The organism is Geodermatophilus sp. SYSU D00879 (assembly GCF_054050375.1).
Genome location: NZ_JBJGZF010000010.1, coordinates 146304 through 164349, shown reverse-complemented (window position 1 = coordinate 164349; position 18046 = coordinate 146304). Strand labels below are relative to the sequence as shown.

Genomic DNA, 18046 nt, shown 5'->3' with positions numbered 1-18046 from the left:
CGACCCCGCGCTGTCGCTGCGGGGCCGGACCGAGGGGCCGGGTCAGGCGACGTTGACGCCGAAGTCCTGCGCGATGCCGCGCAGGCCGGAGGCGTAGCCCTGGCCGACGGCGCGGAACTTCCAGTCGCCGTTGTGCCGGTAGAGCTCACCGAAGACCATCGCCGTCTCCATGGAGGCGTCCTCGGTGAGGTCGTAGCGGGTGACCTCCCGGCCGGTGACTCGGTCGACGACGCGGATGAACGCGTTGCGGACACCGCCGAAGTTCTGCCGGCGGTTGTCGGCGTCGTGGATGGAGACCGGGAAGACGATCTTCTGGACGAACTGCGGGACCGCGGTCAGGTCGATTTCGATCATCTCGTCGTCCCCGTCGCCCTCACCGGTCAGGTTGTCGCCGGTGTGGACGACCGAGCCGTCGGGACTGCGCAGGTTGTTGTAGAAGACGAAGCCCGAGTCGTCCGGGGTGACCCGGCCGCTCGCGTCGAGCATGATCGCCGATGCGTCGAGGTCGTACTCGAAGTTGGAGAACGTGTTGACGTCCCAACCGAGACCGACGTTGATGGCCGTGAGGCCGGGGGCCTCCTTGGACAGCGAGACGTTCCCACCCTTGGCGAGGACGACAGTCATGGTTGTTCTTCTCCCGTGGTGCTCCTGGTCGCGGGGCGGCGGGATGCCGCACCGCGCGGCGCGTGGCCGATCGATCCGGAACGGTTGCGGACCGCCTCGGGATGCTGCCGCACCGTGACCCGTAGCACCACGACCTCCCGCCCCGCAGGGGTGACCGCGGGACACCTGTGACTCGTGCGCACGGACCGAGAGCCGGACGAGACGAACGGGGCGTGGACGGCGCCGAGGACCGGCGCGCATCCCCTGGCACCCGGTACGGGAACCCCGAGAACGGCGAGGGGCTACCGGTGATCACCACCGGCAGCCCGTCGCCGTTCCCGATCCGGGACGTCGATCAGCCCCGCATCACGGTGCCCGCCGAGCCGAGCGGCGCGGCAGGTTCCGGTAGAGCAACCATCCTCCGACGGCGATCCCGAGCAGCCCGGCCCATCGGCTCGGCGATTCCGCGGTACTCGGACCGAAGATGACGATGAAGCTGCCCGCGATGAGCAGGAGCCCGAAGAGCACATTTCAGGTTCGCGCGACGCCGTTGTAGGCCCGCGCCACCTTTCCCGCCATGACCACCGTCCCGTCGTCCGACCGCACCGGCGAGGGGAAGTCGCACTCCCCGCTATCGCGCATGACAAGCATCGGCGCGCCGAGGCACGAACGAGACAAACGACTTCGAGGTGCGCGCGTACCAGTCGCCCTCGAAAGGCACAGGACGCTTCGAGATGCCATTCTCAGATCGATACGGAGAGTCGACCAGGACCGACCGGCCGGGACAATGCCGGGAATGCTCGTCCGCGGTGACGGGGTGCGCTCCACTGTCCGCCGCGCCGGGCCGCGGACGCATTCCGGCGCCGCGGTGGACCGGCCGACGACACGACACGGGGGCGCCGTCATGACCGTTCGACACCACCGCACCCTCGCCGTTCTCGGACTGGTCCTCGTCCCCCTGGCGGGCCTGACCGGCTGCAGCAGCACCGGCGATCTCACCTGCGGGGAGTTCAACGCCCAGGACTCACGGAGCAGACGGACACCCTCTCCGACCTGCTCGACGAGCACGACCTGGACACGGCCGACCCGGGCAACATCCAGGGCGTCACGCAGGCGGTGTCCCAGCTGTGCGCGTCGGGCTCCGGGGCCGTGCTCGACGACGCGACGGACTGGGACTCGGCCTACTGGTGAGGACCGGCCCGGTCATCCGCTGACGGGCGGGGACCCGTGGTGCTCGACCACGGGTCCCCGCCCGGCTGCTGCTCCCGCCGGCGGCGGACGGAGCGGACGACGGAGACCGTCAGAGGTGACCCGCCACGGTCGGCAGCAGGTCCTGGAACGTCCGGCCGTTGGCCACGGCACCGATGGCGGTCATGCTCCAGCCCCCGCCGTTCCGGGTGAGCTTGGCCATCACCTGGCTGTTGTGCGTGCCGGACCCGGAGAGGTCGTAGCGCGCGAGTTCGGCGTCGCGGGCGGTGGAGTCGACGAGCCGGCAGAACGCGTTGGTGATCTGGCTGAAGTCCTGGCCGGTGAAGGAGTTGACCACGAAGACGATCTGGCTGACGTTGCCGGGGACGCGCTGGAGGTCGACGAGGATCGACTCGTCGTCGCCCTCGCCCTCACCGGTCAGGTTGTCCCCGGTGTGCTGGACCGAGCCGTCCTTGCTGCGCAACTGCTGGAACCACACCTGGTCGACCAGCCGACCCCTCCCGTCGAAGAGGAGGGCCGATGCGTCGAGGTCGATCGACTGGCTCTTCATCTTGCCGAAGAGGCCCCGTCGCGGGGCGGCGTCCCAGCCCAGGCCCATGCGCACATGCGTCAGCGACCCTCCGCCCCGCTTCTGCAGTGAGACCGTCTGACCCTTGCCGAGATTGACCACTTCGCCCCGTTCCCTTCGTTCCTCGTGGATGTCCTGGCCTCGAACGGCCCTCTCCGTCAGTTCGTCGGCGGAGGACCGCAGTTGTCGAGGGTGTACTGGTTGACCCGCTGCTCCGCGCCACTGGTCGACAACCCGGCCGCGAACGCACCGGCCAGAGCCCCCAGTGGGTTGTCCATGAGCTCGCCCGCCTGGCTGCCCAGGGAGTCCGCCTGCTCCTGGAATGCGTCATGCAGCGCCGCCACGTCCGGCTCGATCTCGTCGGGAGCGACCTCCGCGAGTCGACCGAAGAAGGTGGCGAGATCGCGCGGAGCGGAGAACATGGCTGCCATGCCCGCCAGCGGGTCATCGGTGTTGCCGGCCTGGGTCCAGGCGTCCCTCAGTTCCTGACCCTCGCCGTAGAAGACGTCGCAGTACGCCTCCACGGAACGTCCCTGACCACACGCCGTCAATGTCACGGAAACAGCGACGAGTCCCCCGAACGTCACGACAGCACGCTTCTCCAGCACATTGCTCCGAATGCGCCCAGCGACCACGGGAGACTCCTTTGTCGGCGGCCCGCGGAGTAAAGCCGAGAATGCGTCCGGACGCCAGACCGACTCGCGGCGTCGTCACCAGATCGCTGCAGACGTGTCGGCCAGGGGGCACCGGGCGCCCGTCGCCGGGGGTAGGAACCGCCCATGGGCTCGACCGGGGACCGTCCGATCCTGCTGCTCGACGTCGACGGCGTGCTCAACGCGCCGGTCCGCACGCTGCCCGACGGCTGGCAGCGGGGGACGTTCAACGGCTTCGTGCTGTCCTGGGACCCCACCGTCACCGCGCGGCTGCGGGAGCTGCACGAGTCGGGTCGGGTGGAGATCCAGTGGCTGACCACCTGGACCACCGACGCCGACCGGCTGCTGGCCGAACCGATGGGCCTGCCGCGTGGGCTCAAGACCCACGCCCGCACCGACTCCGCGCCGACCGGGTTTCTCGGACCGCTCTGGGGCGGGTCGGGCTGGTGGAAGCTGGCCGTCGCCCAGGAGGTGGCCGCGGCGGAGCCGGACCGGCGGATCGTGTGGATCGACGACGACCTGGCCGAGCAGGCCGCGGACACCGGCGACTGGCTGGCCGCCCACCCGCACGTGCTGGTGGTCGCGCCCGACCTGTACGTCGGGCTCACCCACGCCCAGATCGACGAGATCGAGGCGTGGCTGTGACCGCTCACCGGCGCGGGCGCAGCTCCAGGGGCAGGTCCGCGGGGACGTCGACGTCGCCCGCGTCCCCGTCGAGCCGGGCCAGGCCGTGCCGCAGGAGCAGCCCCTGCGGGGCGGAGCGGGCGACGTCGCCGGCGGCCGGATGCTCCGGGCACGAGGCGAGCGGCACCTGCGCCGGCCGGTCGCACAGCGCGCGCCACTCCTCGGCGACGGCGACCAACGCCGCCAGCGGGTCCGTGTTGCCGCCCGCGGCGAGCACGGTGACGGGACCGCCCTCCCGGCCGACGACGACCGGCCGCCACGGGCCGAACGCCGGACCGAAGGTGCGGTGGACGGCGTCGTAGTCGTGCACGGAGACGGCGGGATAGTCGGCCGCGGCCAGGGCCCACAGCGTCCGCTCGGTCAGGGTCATCGGTCTCCTGTCAGTTCTGAGTGCCGATCGGCCACGGGTCGGGCCGCGGGCCAGGACGCGGCTGCTTGACGAAGCTCGTGCCGATGCCGGCACCGGTGCCGCCGGCGGGGGTGAGCTGCTGGTCCTTCCAGCGCTCGACGCCCTGCCGGGTCACCTCGAGCTGGGCCTCCAGCACCAGCCCGGTGGCCCGGGACTCGGCCTCCAGCGTGCGGGCCGCCCGCGCCTCGGCGGCCGCGAGCGCCGACTTCGCCAGGACCTCGGCCTCCTCGTACTCGGACTGCATCCGCAGCCGGACCCGCTCCTCGACCTTCTCCTCCCCCAGCGCGAGCAGCCGCTCGTAGAGGGACGGCGGGGCGAGCGCGAGCATCGTCTTGAACAGGATCGGCAGACACTCGAGCGCGGTGAGGAACGCGAACAGCAGCGCGTGCGCCGTCGCGAGCGTCGGCTCGTCGTCCTGGATGCGCTCCATCGCGGTCATCCGGGCGAGGATCCCGTCGCTGTTGCCGACGGCCGCGTCGTGCGCCGCGACGTCGTCGGCGCGCTGCTCCTCGGCGTCGGCGACCAGCGCCTGCAGCCGCTCGACCTCCGCCTGCTGCGTGACGGTGTTCTGCGCCTCCTCCGCCTGGAGCTGCTGGAGCACCTCGGCCTTCAACACCGCGAGCTGCTGCGTCAGTTCGCCGACCTCTCGCTCGAGCCGGTCACGGCGCTCCTTCTTCGCAGTCGTCACCGAGCCGAGGCCCGGGACACCGGTACCGCCTGAGCCGTCGAGCTCCTCCTGGTAGTCGCGTTCGGCCTCCTGGAACTCCTCGGTCTTGCGAGTGAGCTGCTCCTGCAACGCCGCGACGGCGGGGTCCTCGGCGACGTCGGCCTGGGTGACGCCGTCGGCGATGTCGGCCTGGAGCGTCGCGATCTGCTCGCGCTGCGCGGGGAGGTCTGCGTAGCGGGTGTCCTCGGCGAGCTGCCGCGTGAACTCGTCCTCGGCCTGGGCCGCCATCACCTCGACCTCGGTGTCGATCTCGGCGCTGAAGACGGCGAGGGTGAGCGGGGTGGACACGACCGCGCCGATGAGCACGGCGAGGCCCACGCGGGGCAGCGCCATCGCGATCGTGCCGACCTTGCTCGTCAGCCGCGGCGTGGAGACGACCAGCCAGCGGTCGAGGTTGAGGATGACCAGGCCCCAGGCGAGGCCGCCGGGGACCGCGACGGGCACCCACAGGTGCAGCGCGACGTACAGCGCGTAGCTCGCCGAGACCGCGGCGAGCGCGGCGGTGCAGACGAGCACCGCGCCCATCGCGACCTGCTTGCCGCGCTCCTTCGGGGCGTCCTGCAGGACCTCGCGGTTGGCGCCGGCGACGGTGAGCAGCTGCTCACTGACGACGGCTCGGAGGGACCGGCGGCGGCTCACAGGGTGTCCTTCCTTCCGGCACGCCGGAGGCTGTCGAGGAGGGAGTCGGGCACGCCGACGAGGCGCGGCGACACCTCGATCCGGGGGCGGAGGGCGTCCTGGGTGGCCCAGAAGGCGTCGAGCCGGTCGGTGACGGGCGAGGATGCGCCGACGGCGGCGGCGACGTCGGCACGCAGGGACACCGGCGGCGGCGCGGTGACGCTCGGCAGGTCGAGCTGCGGAACGGCCACGGCGGCGACGACGGGGGTGGCCGCCGGCGTCGTCGCGAAGCGGTTGCGGCCGGTGACGTCGACCCGCCGGCTGGACTCGATGCGGACGAGCGCCTCGCCGCACGGCGGGTGGCCGGGGTGGCCGTCGACGAGGACGTCGCGGGCGTGCTCGAAGCACCAGGTGACGAGGACCTCCGAGCCCGGCCGGACGATCGTGTGGCTGACCGAGATCGCCCGCAGGACGGGCACCTGCCCGTCGGGTGCCGGGCCGGCGGGGACGCCGTGCCGGCAGGCGAGCAGTTGCGGCTCGGCGTCGTCGGCTGGCCGCCCGTGGGCCGCCTCCTGGCGCCAGTCGCGGATCCAGCGGTCGGTCCAGGGCAGGGCGGACCGGGGCTGCTCGGGCTTCGGGTGCTTCGGCGCCGGTCCGGCGGGGTCGCCGAACCAGCCCTTGGCGCGCAGCCAGGCGACGAGGAGCAGGAGGAAGAAGGACCAGAGGAACGCCGTGGCGAGGTCGACGATGAAACCGGCGACGCGCTCGGGCTCGACGGAGCCGCTCCACTCGGTGTTGGCGTTGAGCGCGACGAAGGCGGCCAGCAGCAGGACCACGGCCCAGCCGACGACGAGCGGATCGCGGCGCAGCGGTTGGCGGAACATCTCTCCCCGTGTGCGGGTCGCACCCGCCTGTCAGCACGTCGTCGGACCAACGGAACCCGATCGGTTCGGAGTCCTCGGGATTGGTACCGGGCGGCACCGACGAGAGGCAGCGGCGCCTCACCCGTCCGGGTCAGGCAGGTGCCCGCTCCCTCGAGGAAGTGCGAGCGACCTCACGCGCGAGCCCGGTGCCGCACGACCGCGGTCGGGGTGCCGGGCGGGAAGTAGGCGCCCCGACGGCGTGCGAGTCGCCGCAGCTCCCAGTTCCACGGCACCCGCGCCGACTTCTGCTTGTTGTGACGCGGGCACAGCGCCTGCCCGTTCCCGATGCTGGTCGCGCCACCGCGGCTGTGCGGGTGGACGTGGTCGGCCTGCAGGTCCTCGGTTGCTCGGCAGCGGCCGTCGATGAGCGAGTGGTGCTCGCAGCGGTGTCCGGCGCGGCCGAGGATGACGCGCTTGTCCGCTTGCGAGAAGCGCCGTACGGGGTCGCGCGGGTGCAGACCGTGGATGACGCCACGGACCAGCCTCACGACGGCGCTCACCGTCATCAGCGCGAGCAGCGCGACGAGCCACGGCTTCTCCAGGACGGAGGCCAGCACGCCGCGCAGGACGTCACCGAACACGTCCGACGGGGTGACGAGGGAGGCGGACACCGCGGACACGTGGGTGGGGATCGGCCTGCCATGCCTCTGGGTTGAGCCGACGCATCCGTCCCGCTCCCGGACGTGGTGCCGCCGTCGGGCGATAGTGGTCGGCGTGACGGTTCGGGACGCTGAGACCCGCGCGGTCCTCGACCGGCTAGCTTCACTCCGCCAGCACCAGCAGGACGGCCGGCGCTCCCCGCACAAGCCGCTCTTGCTGCTCCTGGCGCTGAGCCGGCTGGCGGCCGGCGGGTCGAGCGAGCTGCCGTGGGACGTCGCTGAGCAGGAGCTCGCGGACCTCATCGAGGAGTTCGGCCCGCCGACGAGGACAGGCCGCGCACAGAGCGCGGCGTATCCGTTCACCCGGCTGCGTTCCGACGGTGTCTGGACCCTCGACCGGGACGTGCCCATGGACAACGTCGGCCCCTTGCGTGCCGGCGTCACCGGCCGGCTGGAGGCATCGCTCGAGTCAGCGCTGCGGTCGCGCCCCGGCCTGGTCGACGAGGTCGCCCGCGGGCTCGTCGAGGCCCACTTCCCCGCCACCGTCGCACCCGACGTGCTGGTCGCCGTCGGGCGCGACCCGGAACTCCTGCACGGCGGCACGGTCGAGCCCGTGGCGAGCCGGCGGAGGAGCAGCGCGTGGCCGGCTCAGGTGCTGGAGGCGTGGGACCGGCAGTGCGCGTTCTGCGGCTTCGACGGACAGGTCGGCGGCGTGCCGGTCGGCCTGGAGGCGGCGCACATCCGGTGGTTCACCGTCGACGGGCCCGACGAGCTCGACAACGGCCTGGCGCTCTGCTCGCTGCACCACAAGCTGTTCGACCGCGGCGTCCTCGGCCTCGACGACGACCTGACGCTCGTGGTGTCCTAGCGCTTCTCCGCCCGCACTCCGCACGGCCGCGCCGTGTACGACCTCCACGGCCGCCGGCTGCAGCCACGTCCCGGGACCCCGGCACCGGCCGTCCGGCACGTCATCTGGCACCGCGAGCAGGTGTTCCACGGACTTCCGCTGGCTGCGTGAGCTCGCCTCCGGCGGGTCAGCCGATCGGGAGACCGGTGGTGCAGTCGATCTTCGTGTACCGCCGCCCCTTGTCGTCCACGGACGTCCCGTGAGGGCCGTAGGCGCGGCACCCGGTGTACCCGTCGGATCCCCCCGTCGGTGCCGGAGCTGGTGCCGGTGTGTTGCCGCTCGGCGAGGGCGCGGAGGACGACGGCGTGCTGGAGCCGGAGCTCCCCGAACCACCGCCGGACGATGGCGCCGGCGACGATGGCCGCGGGGCCGGGGTAGGACGCTGCTCGGCAACCTGCTCAGCCGCTTCCTCGGCCGCCTCCTGTCTTGCGGCCTCCTCGGCTGCCTGCCTGGCCGCCTCCTCGGCCGCGGCGCGTTCGGCCTCCTCGGCAGCCCGTTGGGCCTCTTCCGCGGCACGGCGCTCGGCTTCGACCCGCTCCTGGGCCGCGACGAGCGTCGCCGCGTTGGCGTCGCGGGCAGAGGTGAGCGCTGCCTGTGCGGTGGACACCCGCCCGCGGAGCGCCGCCTCCTGATCAGCGTCGAAGGCCAGCAAGGGGAAGGCGTCGGGGTCCCCGCCCAGGACCCCGACGAGAGCCGAGGCGTCGAGCAGCGACTGCGCGATGGCTTCGCCGGCAGCCGCGATGTCAGCTGGGGCGGCACTCGCGGTCATGGGTTCAGCGGCTGCGGCGTTCTCGACCGCCGTCACCTGCGCGGGCACGGTGCAGGCGACGTCCTCGGCGTACAGGCCCCGCTTCGTGCGCTGCGCCTCGGCTTGACCGGCTCGCACGTCCTGCAGGAAGCGGATGTTCTGGCCGATGGCGATCGCGACTCCGAGGCCCTCGCGGGCGATGTCCGCGTTCACGAGCCGGTCCCCGAGGTACACGCCGGCCAGCTCCCGGCCGTACCCGTCCCTGCGCTCGATGTCGTACTCGAGTCGCACCACCGTCCCCGGGGGCAGGGTCTGCTCCAGATACTGGGTCGCCTCGGGTCCCAGGCACTCGACCGGCTGCTCCGGATCGACGGACTCCGGCGTGTCGATGTTCAGCAGCCGGACGCGGTGCTCGCCACCGAGGTACGAGACGTCGATGGTGTCGCCGTCGACCACGTCGACGACCGTCGCCTCGACGGACCGGTCGGAGGCGCCCACCACCATGGAGCCGACGACGACAGCCCCGAGCACGGCCGAGACGACCTTCGCAGTCGGCAGGGCATGCAGGACGGACACGGATCCTCCGGGACGGTGAGCGGGAAGCGCCGCGTCATCGTAGGAACGGGCGTTCCGGAACCGGGGGGACACCGGACGGGTTCACCCAGGAGAGCCGGCGGCCGATCCGGTCAGCCGGCGAGGCGCCGCAGCTCCTGCGTCGCGGAACGCACAGCGCTCGACCAGCTGCGGAGCTCGGCGACCGTGGGCGCCAGCTCGTAGGCGTGGTGGTGGCAGGCCCGGCTCAGCGCCAGCCAGGCGGCGGCGACGTCAGTGGCGGTCCGCACGCCGGCGTACTCGGGCCGGCGGAGGACGGCGAGCTGCGCCCGCATCGAGCACTGCTCCACACCGGGGGCGACGCGCGTCCAGTAGGCGGCGAGCTCGCGCTCGAGGGCCGCGCGGAGCAGGAAGCCGGTCGCCCGCGGCCACCAGCCGCCGCGGGTGGTCAGGTCGCCGGCGAGCAGCCGGTCCGCGTCGTCGAGCAGCTCGTCCGCGGGGCCGGCGAGGTCGTCCCGGCCAGGGAGGGTGGCCGTCACCGGAACGCCGCCTGGCGCACGCTGGCGACCAGCTGCTCGACGTCCCTGACCAGGTCGGCCATCAGTCCGTCGTGCCCGCCGTGCGCTCCCTCCTTGCAGGAGCGGAACGCGTCCGCGGCCCGGCGGCCGAAGCGCCGGTCCAGCGTGGGCAGGACCTGACCGCCCTCGGCCGCGTCGTCGAAGAGCGCGAGCGCCATGGTCGCCGTCGTCGTCCGCGCGCCGGCGAGGGCCTCCTCGACCTCCGCGTGCCGCACACCGGACGTCAGCCGCCGGGTGCGGACCACCTCGTGGCAGGCCGCCTCGATCGCCGAGCGGCACAGGCCCGGCACGACCAGCCGCTGGGCTGCCTCGCCGAGGTCACGAGTCAGTGCGACGGCCCGTGCGTCGTCGAGGTAGCGCGCCACCGGGTCCTCGGACTTCCGCAGCTCGACGACGCTGCGCTCCCGGCGGGTGACCTCCCAGATGGTGGCGCCCAGCTGCAGCCGGCGGACCGCCTCGGGCAGCCGGTCGTCGTGGGTGAAGACGACGACCTGGTGGGTGCCGGCGACCTCGGCGAGCACCCGCGCCAGGCCGTCGACCTTGGCCGGGTCCATGGCCTGGACCGGGTCGTCGATGACGAGGAAGCGGAACGGGCTCTGGTCGAGCATGGCGCGCGGCAGGAACAGCGCGAGGCCCAGTGCGTGCAGCTCGCCCTGGCTCATGACGCCGAGCGCGGCCGAGGCCTCGCCGTCGACGGTGACGTCGAGGGCGACGCGACGGCGGGTGGCACTCCCTTCGAGCCGGACCGGCCCGAGGTCGACGTTCGACTCCTGGCGCAGCTCCTGCCACGTCCGGGCGGCCCGCTCGGCGATCGGCGCGAGCCCCTCGTCGCGCAGTCCGTCGGTCTGGGCCTTCAGCCACTTCTCGGCCGCCTGCAGGTCGGCGCAGACATCGGAGGCGAGGAAGACCGCCTCAGCTGCGTCGACGTGCTCGCGGAGGCGCTGCGCCAGCGGCTGCCAGACGTCCTCGCGGCGACCGAGCTCGGCGCGGGCGGCCGCCACGGCGTCCTGGAGGGCGGCGACCAGGCCGGCCGTGCCCTCGCGGAGCGCCCTGACTCCGACCGACGCGTCGTCGTCGTGGACGGCGGCGGCCCAGGTTCGCCAGCGCTCGGCCAGCCCCTCCCCCGGCACGCCGGCCGGGACGGTCTCCACCAGGCGGGGCTGCGACGGTGCAGCGGCAGCCGCGGCCGCGCGGGCCGCGCGCAGCTCGCGGTGCGTGTCCTCGGCCGCGCCGGCCTGCGCGCGCAGGCGAGCGACCTCGCCCCGGGTGGCCGTGCGCCAGGCGTCGTCCAGGCGGTCCGCCGCGCCGCAGACGGGACAGTCGGGGGTCGCCGTGTGGCCGGCGTGGACCAGTGCCGCCTCGAGCAGGTCGGCCAGCCGCCGGGCGTGCTCGCTGTCGTCCCCACTCAGGGCGGCGACGGCGGCCGCCGCGGCCTCCAGCCTGTCGGCGGCGGCGAGCGCCGGGTCGGGGTCGGGGACGGGGAGTGCGACCCAGGCGCGCAGCGGGGCCAGGTCGGCCATGGGCTCCGTCTCGGCACGCAGGACCTCGCGGAGGGCGTCGAGGTCGGGCGTGCGCTGGCCGAGGACGGCGGCCACCCGGCGGGCCCGGTCGTCGTCGACGCCGTCGAGGTCCGCGAGCAGGACCTTGCGCGCCTGCTTCACCGCGGTCTCGGCGTCCTTGAGCCGCTTGCACTCGGCCTTGAGCCGGGTCTGAGCGTGCACCACCCGCTCCAGGCCCAGGATGCGGAACAGCGAGTCGTAGAGGTCCGAGGGACGGCCCGAGAGCATCGTGCCCAGCTCGGCGTAGGAGAGGAACGGCCGGTAGGACACCAGCGCCTCGTCCCAGCCGAGCTCGCGCAGCTCACGCCGGCCGCCGTGCTGCTGCACGGACGCCTGCGACTGCTCGACGTCGTCGCCGGCCCACGTGCGCAGCACCTTGGTGACGCCCGGCTGCCCGTCGACGACGAGCTCGACGCCGACCGACGGGTCGACGTCGCTGCTGTGCAGGTTGCGCCAGCTGCTCGTCCAGGCCGCGGCACGGTCCTTCCAGCGGGCGTTGCTGCCGGTCAGCGCCATCTCGGCGGCCTCGGCGAAGCTGGACTTGCCCGAGCCGTTGCGGCCGACGACGAGCGTGAGGCCGGGGCCGGGCTGCAGCCGGAGGGACCTCTCGGGGCCGATGCCGCGGAAACCCGACACCGTGATGCTCTTCAGGTAGGTGCGCGGGACGTCGACGACCGCAGCCGCCGGCGCCTCGGGCTCCTCGCGGGGGCCGGTGAAGGCGACGGCGGCAGCCAGTTCGGCGTCGCCCTGGTAGGCGGCGAGCACGAGGTCGCCGGCGCGGTCGCCCAGGCTCCCCGACCCGCACGCCTCGACGATCCGGTCGAACAGCCGCGGGAGGAGCGCGTCCTCTGCCGCGGTCACGCGGCCACCTGGTTCCTGAGCAGCACGGCGCGACCGTCACACGGGCGGCGGCCGGTCCGGCGGACGTCGGGAACCGACACGTCCCACAAACCTCAGACGCCACCCCGACCGGTCGTCAGCCGTGCCGGAAGAGCTCGGCCGGGCGCCCGACCGATCCGCGGGTCATCTCCCCCGTGCTCTCGAGGCGGTCCCTGACGTGCCGCCGGAAGACGTCGGGCTGCAGGCGCCGGCCGGCGACGGCCTCGTGCAGCCGCCGCAGGTCGCGCAGGGTGAACGGCTCCGGCAGCAGCCGCTCCGGATCCGACCGCTCGGCGTAGGCGGCCCGGACTCGGGCGACCGCCATCTCCACGATGTCGTCGTGGTCGAAGGGCAGGCCGGTCGCCTCCGCCACCGGGCGCAGCTGGACGTCGTCCGGCCGCTCCTCGGCGACCGGGGCGACGACCGCCGTGGGGAGGAGGACGACGTGCGCCACCGACAGAACCCAGCCCCGGTCGTCGCGCCGCGGGTCGTCGAAGACGTGCAGCTGCCGCGGCGCCTGCCCACGGAGGCCGGCCTTCTGGTCGAGCGACCGCAGCACCGCGTCGGCGAGGGTCTCCCCCTCGTGCAGGAAGGTCCCCGGCAACGCCCACGCGTCGGACCGGGTCGCGCTGTCGCGGCGGACGAGGAGGACCAGCAGCCCCCGCTCGGGGTCGGGGGTCAGCACGGCAGTGTCGACGGCGACCGACGGCCGCGGGTAGTCGACCAATTGCCGGCCGGAGCTGTCGCGGTACTCGGCCGTGGACATTAACGCGACTCCCGTCTAATATGAGTTTGCGCGTTCGTGCGCAAACTACGCGAGCGGTCGGCGCGGAGCGAGGGGCACCGTCGGCCGAATGGGAGGACTGAGCGGATGACGTCACTCGAGGACCGCCGGACGATGGGCAGCGGCCCGCTGTCGAGTCGCTACGACGAGGCGCTGGCCTACGCGTCGGAGCACCACCGGAACCAGCTGCGCAAGGGCTCGCGGGTGCCCTATCTGACGCACCTGATGAGCGTCAGCGCGCTGGTGCTCGAGCACGGCGGCGGCGAGGACCAGGCGATCGCCGGGCTGCTGCACGACGCCGTCGAGGACGCGCCGAAGGGCACCGGCGGCGCCGTCCTGGCCGAGATCCGGTCGCGCTTCGGCGACGACGTCGCGGACATCGTGCGGGCGTGCTCGGACGGACTGGACGCCGACGGCAACCGCAGCGGCACATGGGCCGAGCGCAAGCGGCCGTACGTCGCCGGGCTGGACGACAAGTCCCTCGACGCCCTGCTGGTGACCGCGGCAGACAAGACGCACAACGGGCTCTGCATCGCCGCCGACGTCCGCCGGTACGGGCCACAGTTCTGGTTGACCTTCAACGCCTCGCGCGACGAGCTGCTCTGGTACTACACGAGCGTCGAGCGGGCGGTCGCCGAGCGACTGCCGGGCAGCTCGATCGTTGCCGCACTGCACCGCGCAGTGGACGAACTCGTGGATGCGGCTGGAGTCACCCGAGCAGACGTTCCGACGGAGATGCCCAGCGGAGGCTGTTGAGCTCCGCGCTGATCTGAACGCGAGTCCTTGGGGAATCGCCGCGCACCCGTGGCGCTCCTCCGCGTCGTGTTGCTCGTCGGTGATAGTGAGGCGGTGACAGCCCTCGACGCTCGAGCGCGCGCGGTCCTCGGTCAAGTGGACTCGACTCGTGCTCCGCAAGCACGGGCCGTCGACGAGTTCCTCGGCCCTCGGCTCCGGCCGCGTCCGGACACCCCGCACCCCGCGACCCAGCACGTCATGTGGCCGCGCGAGCAGGTGTTCCACGGCCAGCCGCTTGCCGCATGAGCAGCCCGGTTAGCGCGAGTGACGAAGTCATGCGCTTCCTCGTCCCCGAGTACGTGTGGTGTCGCGGGGAGGTCCTGAGCAGGCCCAGTCCCATTCCAGCGAGGCCGGGCGTCTATGGGTGGTGGTTCAACCGGCTGCCGACGACGTTGGATGCGACAGGCTGCCGTACATGGCGCGGGCTGACACTGCTGTACACCGGCATCAGCCCGAAGCGACCGCCGACGAACGGGCGGCCGCCGAGCAAGGGCCAGCTCCGTCAGCGGATCACCACTCACTATGCAGGCAACGCCGAGGGCTCGACTCTCCGCAAGACGCTTGGCTGCCTGCTCGCTGACGAGTTGGGCATCCAGCTGCGCCGGGTGGGTTCAGGGCGGCGGCGGACCTTCGTCGACGGCGAACAGGTTCTGTCGGCCTGGATGGCCGAACACGCCTTCGTGAGCGTCGTCGAGCACCCGCGACCATGGGAGCTCGAGGACAGACTCATCGCCACGCTGGACCTCCCGCTCAACCTGGAGGGCAACAGCCGCAACGCCTTCCACGCTGCGCTGACCGAGGTGCGCCGCTCAGCAGTCGCCGCCGCGAACGAGTTGCCAGTCCTGCCCAATCCCCGGGTCGGTGGCCGCTAGCGAGTGGCACCACCAGCTGACGGTGGCGTTCCGGTTACCGTCCGTCCGTGGGAGAACTGACGCCCGGCGTCTATGAGCACCTGCTGACGGAGGCACTGCACGGTCAGCTGGCCGGCACGGACTCCGACCTCGTCTCCCTCGGCGACCTCGACCCGGTCGATGCGCACGAGACGCTGACCCGCCACATCGCCGAGCTGGCATCACGGGCCCTGCGCATCGCCGGCGGAAGCGACCGGGCCGCGGTCGGACGCCAGGTCGCGCTGGCCAACGACATGATCAAGGCTCTCACCGCACTGGCCCCGGACGCGGCCGCTCCCGAGGACGCCGTCGTCGAGCCACCGCGCACGCTGCTTGCCGTCACCCGCCCCTCCCCCACCCCCGGGCCGGCGACCTTTCCGGAGCGACCGGCCGTCCCGATGTCCACCAGCGCCCTGCTCGTCAACGGCCGCGGTCAGCCGCGCATCGGCTTCGAGGTCGCCCGTGAGCTCGCCTCCGCGGACTCCGTCGATCTGCTGTGCGCCTTCATCAAGTGGCAGGGCCTGCGGGTCATCGAGAAGCAGCTCACCGAGCTGCGCGAGCGCGGCGGCCGGCTGCGCGTCATCACCACCACGTACATGGGCGCCACCGATCAGCGCGCGCTCGATCGCCTGGTCGAGCTGGGCGCCGAGGTGAAGGTCTCCTACGAGACCCGGACGACCCGGCTGCACGCCAAGGCCTGGCTCTTCCGCCGTGCCACGGGCCTGTCGACGGCGTACGTCGGCTCGTCGAACCTGTCCCGCACCGCTCTGACCGACGGTCTCGAGTGGAACGTGCGGCTCTCCAACGTCGAGCAGGCGCACCTGCTCACCACCTTCGCCGAGACCTTCGACAGCTACTGGCTCGACCCGTCTTTCGAGACCTACGAGCCGCACCGCGACGGCGACCGCCTCCGCGCGGCACTGGCCGCGGAGCGCGGCGGTCCGTCCGACCTGCCCATCGAGATCACCACGCTGGACGTCCGTCCCTTCGGCTATCAGCGGGAGATCCTCGAGGCGCTCGACGCCGAGCGGACCGTCCACAACCGCTGGCGCAACCTCGTCGTGATGGCGACCGGCACCGGCAAGACAGTCGTCTCCGCGTTGGACTACCGGCGTTTGCGCGAGAGCGGCATGGTCGACCGACTCCTGTTCGTCGCCCACCGCGAAGAGCTCCTGACCCAGAGCCTGTCGACGTTCCGGCACGTGCTGCGGCAGGGCGACTTCGGCGAGCTGTTCGTCGGCGGCCAGCGGCCCCGCGAATGGCGGCACGTATTCGGGTCCGTGCAGTCGCTCAACCAGCTCGACCTCGACGAGCTCGATCCCACGCACTTCGACGTCGTCATCGTCGACGAGTTCCACCACGCCGAGGCGGCCACCTATCGGCGGCTGCTCGAGCACCTGAAGCCCACGGTTCTGCTCGGGCTGACGGCGACGCCAGAGCGCACGGACGGCGCCGACGTGCGCACCTGGTTCGACGGACGCACCGCCGTCGAGCTGCGGCTGTGGGAAGCCCTCGAGCAGAACCTCCTCGCACCGTTCCAGTACTTCGGCATCCACGACGACGTCGCCCTCGACCAGCTGCGGTGGAAACGCGGCCGCGGGTACGACACCACCGAGCTGACCAACGTCTACACCGGCGACGACCACCGCGTCCGGCTCGTCCTGCAGGCGGTGAAGGACAAGGTCGAGGACCCCGGCCGGATGCGAGCCCTCGGGTTCTGCGTCAGCGTCCAGCACGCGCAGTACATGGCCGACCGGTTCACCCGGGCAGGCATCCCGAGCCGCGCGGTGACGTCGACCTCGACTCGCGAAGAGCGAGCAGCGGCCCTGGCCGCATTGCGCGACCGCACGGTCAACGTCCTCTTCGCCGTCGACCTGTTCAACGAGGGCCTCGACATCCCGACCGTCGACACCGTGCTGTTCCTGCGACCCACGGAGAGCGCGACGGTGTTCCTCCAGCAGCTGGGCCGTGGCCTGCGCCTGGCCGAGGACAAGGCCTGCCTGACCGTCCTCGACTTCATCGGCGCCCAGCACAAGGAGTTCCGCTTCGACCTGCGCTTCCGCGCGCTGACCGGCAGCTCGCGGCGAGGCGTGCAGCGCGACGTCGAGCAGGGCTTCCCCACCCTCCCGGCCGGCTGTCACATCGAGCTCGACCGCGTGGCGCAGCGGATCGTCCTCGACAACATCAAGCAGTCGCTGAGCGTGTCGTGGAAGGGATTGGTCAGCGAGGCCAAGCGCGAGCAGTCGCCATCACTGGCTGACTTCCTCGAGGAGACGGGCGTCGAGGTCGAGGACCTCTACCGCGGCAACGGCCGCAGCTGGCTGGACCTACAGCGCGCCGCCGGCTGGGTCGAGGACGCACCCGGTCCGGACGACGCCGCCCTGGGTGCCGCACTCGGCCGCATGCTGCACGTCGACGACCTCGAGCGGCTGCGGTTCTTCCAGTCGGCCGCGCGACCGGACACCGCAGCACCGACCAGCGCTCGTCTGCGTCGACTGGCCGCGATGCTGCACTTCTCGCTGTTCGGCTCGCGGACGCCGTTCAGCAGCATCGAGGAGTCGCTCGCCCGACTGCTGGCGAACCGAAGCCGCGCCGAGGAACTGGTCGAACTGAGCGGTGTCCTGCACGAGCGGATCCACCGAGTGGCCCCTCCGTTGAGTGAGGCCGACAACCGCCCGCTGCACGTGCACGCGCGCTACAGCCGGGATGAGGCGCTGGCAGCCTTCGGGCTCGAGGACCTCAACGGCACATGGGGCTCGGGCGTACGTTGGGTGCCGGGTGACCGCGCGGACGTCTTCTTCGTGACGCTGCAGAAGACGGAGGCACACTTCTCGCCCACCACGATGTACGCCGACCACGCCATCACGCCGACGCTGTTCCAGTGGGAGTCGCAGAACGCGACGGCCGAGCGGTCGCAGACCGGGCAGCGCTACGTCAACCACCGGACGATGGGCACGTCCGTGCACCTCTTCGTCCGCGAGTCCAAGACAGCGGACGGGACGCTCGGCACGCCGCCCTACCTCTACGCCGGACAGATGTCCTACATCTCCCACACCGGCGAGCGCCCGATGCGCATCCTCTGGCAGCTGGACCACGCGCTGCCGGCCGACGTCTTCCACGCCGTCAAGGTCGCGTGATCGACGATCATGCGGCGAGCACCGGCCCCAGCCTGGCTGACGGGACCACCCGGCTGGTCGACTCCACTAGCCATTGCGGGTGGTTTGGCAGCTTCGATCCGCGCCATCGTCTTCCACGCCGGGCCGCACGAGACCGTCTCCAATGCAAGTACGCGACCGTCGGTTGGGTTGCCTGGTGGAATACCCGACGCCCCGCGGCCCGGTCGCGCCCATAACCGCGGCCG

General features: G+C 72.4%; 15 protein-coding genes and 1 pseudogene. 5 read left to right on the top strand and 11 right to left on the bottom strand.

Features of this window, described 5'->3' with window-relative positions; all coding sequences use genetic code 11:
* Positions 1–42 precede the first annotated feature (42 nt).
* From ACI79B_RS14695 to ACI79B_RS14685, 3 genes are all read right to left on the bottom strand, one after another.
* Entirely contained in the window at positions 43–624 is a 582-nt protein-coding gene (locus ACI79B_RS14695) for a TerD family protein (protein WP_456926851.1), read from the bottom strand.
* A gap of 1279 nt (positions 625–1903) precedes the next feature.
* The gene (locus ACI79B_RS14690; protein WP_456926850.1) at positions 1904–2482 is read right to left on the bottom strand and encodes a TerD family protein; all 579 of its coding nucleotides are present in this window, start codon (positions 2480–2482) and stop codon (positions 1904–1906) included.
* 56 nt (positions 2483–2538) lie between these two features.
* Positions 2539–3015: a hypothetical protein gene (locus tag ACI79B_RS14685; RefSeq protein ID WP_456926849.1), complete on the bottom strand. Its 477-nt coding sequence runs from the start codon at positions 3013–3015 to the stop codon at positions 2539–2541.
* Between the two features lie 144 nt (positions 3016–3159).
* Between ACI79B_RS14685 and ACI79B_RS14680 the strand changes: the two genes are divergently transcribed.
* Positions 3160–3678: an HAD domain-containing protein gene (locus tag ACI79B_RS14680; RefSeq protein ID WP_456926848.1), complete on the top strand. Its 519-nt coding sequence runs from the start codon at positions 3160–3162 to the stop codon at positions 3676–3678.
* A gap of 4 nt (positions 3679–3682) precedes the next feature.
* Here the strand turns inward: ACI79B_RS14680 and ACI79B_RS14675 are convergent, their stop codons facing one another.
* The 4 genes from ACI79B_RS14675 to ACI79B_RS14660 all read right to left on the bottom strand — a co-directional run bounded on the left by ACI79B_RS14675 (position 3683) and on the right by ACI79B_RS14660 (position 7005).
* Positions 3683–4087, bottom strand: a complete 405-nt coding sequence (locus ACI79B_RS14675) for a hypothetical protein (protein WP_456926847.1) — start codon at positions 4085–4087, stop codon at positions 3683–3685.
* Positions 4088–4097: 10 nt separating this feature from the next.
* Positions 4098–5492 carry a DUF4407 domain-containing protein gene (locus ACI79B_RS14670; protein WP_456926846.1) on the bottom strand — a complete coding sequence of 465 codons (1395 nt, stop codon included), beginning with the start codon at positions 5490–5492 and terminating at the stop codon, positions 4098–4100.
* The gene (locus ACI79B_RS14665) at positions 5489–6355 is read right to left on the bottom strand and encodes a hypothetical protein (protein ID WP_456926845.1); all 867 of its coding nucleotides are present in this window, start codon (positions 6353–6355) and stop codon (positions 5489–5491) included. Before ACI79B_RS14665 ends, ACI79B_RS14670 begins: the two co-directional genes overlap by 4 nt.
* A gap of 170 nt (positions 6356–6525) precedes the next feature.
* On the bottom strand, positions 6526–7005 hold the full coding sequence (locus tag ACI79B_RS14660) for an HNH endonuclease (RefSeq protein ID WP_456926844.1): 480 nt from the start codon (positions 7003–7005) through the stop codon (positions 6526–6528).
* 103 nt (positions 7006–7108) lie between these two features.
* Here ACI79B_RS14660 and ACI79B_RS14655 point away from each other — a divergent pair.
* Positions 7109–8011, top strand: a pseudogene (locus tag ACI79B_RS14655) (phosphorothioated DNA-binding restriction endonuclease).
* A gap of 16 nt (positions 8012–8027) precedes the next feature.
* On the opposite strand, the gene ACI79B_RS14650 reads toward ACI79B_RS14655, so the two are convergent.
* The 4 genes from ACI79B_RS14650 to ACI79B_RS14635 form a co-directional block, all read right to left on the bottom strand.
* Entirely contained in the window at positions 8028–9224 is a 1197-nt protein-coding gene (locus ACI79B_RS14650) for a thermonuclease family protein (protein ID WP_456926843.1), read from the bottom strand.
* Positions 9225–9334: 110 nt separating this feature from the next.
* Positions 9335–9739 (bottom strand): hypothetical protein, encoded by a 405-nt coding sequence (locus ACI79B_RS14645; protein WP_456926842.1) that lies wholly within the window; start codon positions 9737–9739, stop codon positions 9335–9337.
* A complete protein-coding gene (locus ACI79B_RS14640) occupies positions 9736–12198 on the bottom strand; it encodes an AAA family ATPase (RefSeq protein WP_456926841.1) in 2463 nt (820 codons plus the stop codon). The genes ACI79B_RS14645 and ACI79B_RS14640 overlap by 4 nt, the downstream gene beginning before the upstream one ends.
* 115 nt (positions 12199–12313) lie before the next feature.
* Positions 12314–12982: an NUDIX hydrolase gene (locus ACI79B_RS14635; protein WP_456926840.1), complete on the bottom strand. Its 669-nt coding sequence runs from the start codon at positions 12980–12982 to the stop codon at positions 12314–12316.
* 105 nt (positions 12983–13087) lie between these two features.
* Here ACI79B_RS14635 and ACI79B_RS14630 point away from each other — a divergent pair, with 105 nt between their 5' ends.
* The 3 genes from ACI79B_RS14630 (at position 13088) to ACI79B_RS14620 (ending at position 17822) form a co-directional block, all read left to right on the top strand.
* A complete protein-coding gene (locus ACI79B_RS14630; protein WP_456926839.1) occupies positions 13088–13756 on the top strand; it encodes an HD domain-containing protein in 669 nt (222 codons plus the stop codon).
* Between the two features lie 314 nt (positions 13757–14070).
* Positions 14071–14667 carry a GIY-YIG nuclease family protein gene (locus ACI79B_RS14625; protein WP_456926838.1) on the top strand — a complete coding sequence of 199 codons (597 nt, stop codon included), beginning with the start codon at positions 14071–14073 and terminating at the stop codon, positions 14665–14667.
* 47 nt (positions 14668–14714) lie between these two features.
* On the top strand, positions 14715–17822 hold the full coding sequence (locus tag ACI79B_RS14620; protein ID WP_456926837.1) for a DUF3427 domain-containing protein: 3108 nt from the start codon (positions 14715–14717) through the stop codon (positions 17820–17822).
* Positions 17823–18046: the final 224 nt, after the last annotated feature.

Coding starts and splice junctions, on each gene's coding strand:
- ACI79B_RS14635 (WP_456926840.1), bottom strand. CDS start 12,982: ATGTCCACGGCCGAGTACCGCGACAGCTCCGGCCGGCAATTGGTCGAC.
- ACI79B_RS14630 (WP_456926839.1), top strand. CDS start 13,088: ATGACGTCACTCGAGGACCGCCGGACGATGGGCAGCGGCCCGCTGTCG.
- ACI79B_RS14665 (WP_456926845.1), bottom strand. CDS start 6,355: ATGTTCCGCCAACCGCTGCGCCGCGATCCGCTCGTCGTCGGCTGGGCC.
- ACI79B_RS14625 (WP_456926838.1), top strand. CDS start 14,071: ATGCGCTTCCTCGTCCCCGAGTACGTGTGGTGTCGCGGGGAGGTCCTG.
- ACI79B_RS14695 (WP_456926851.1), bottom strand. CDS start 624: ATGACTGTCGTCCTCGCCAAGGGTGGGAACGTCTCGCTGTCCAAGGAG.
- ACI79B_RS14680 (WP_456926848.1), top strand. CDS start 3,160: ATGGGCTCGACCGGGGACCGTCCGATCCTGCTGCTCGACGTCGACGGC.
- ACI79B_RS14675 (WP_456926847.1), bottom strand. CDS start 4,087: ATGACCCTGACCGAGCGGACGCTGTGGGCCCTGGCCGCGGCCGACTAT.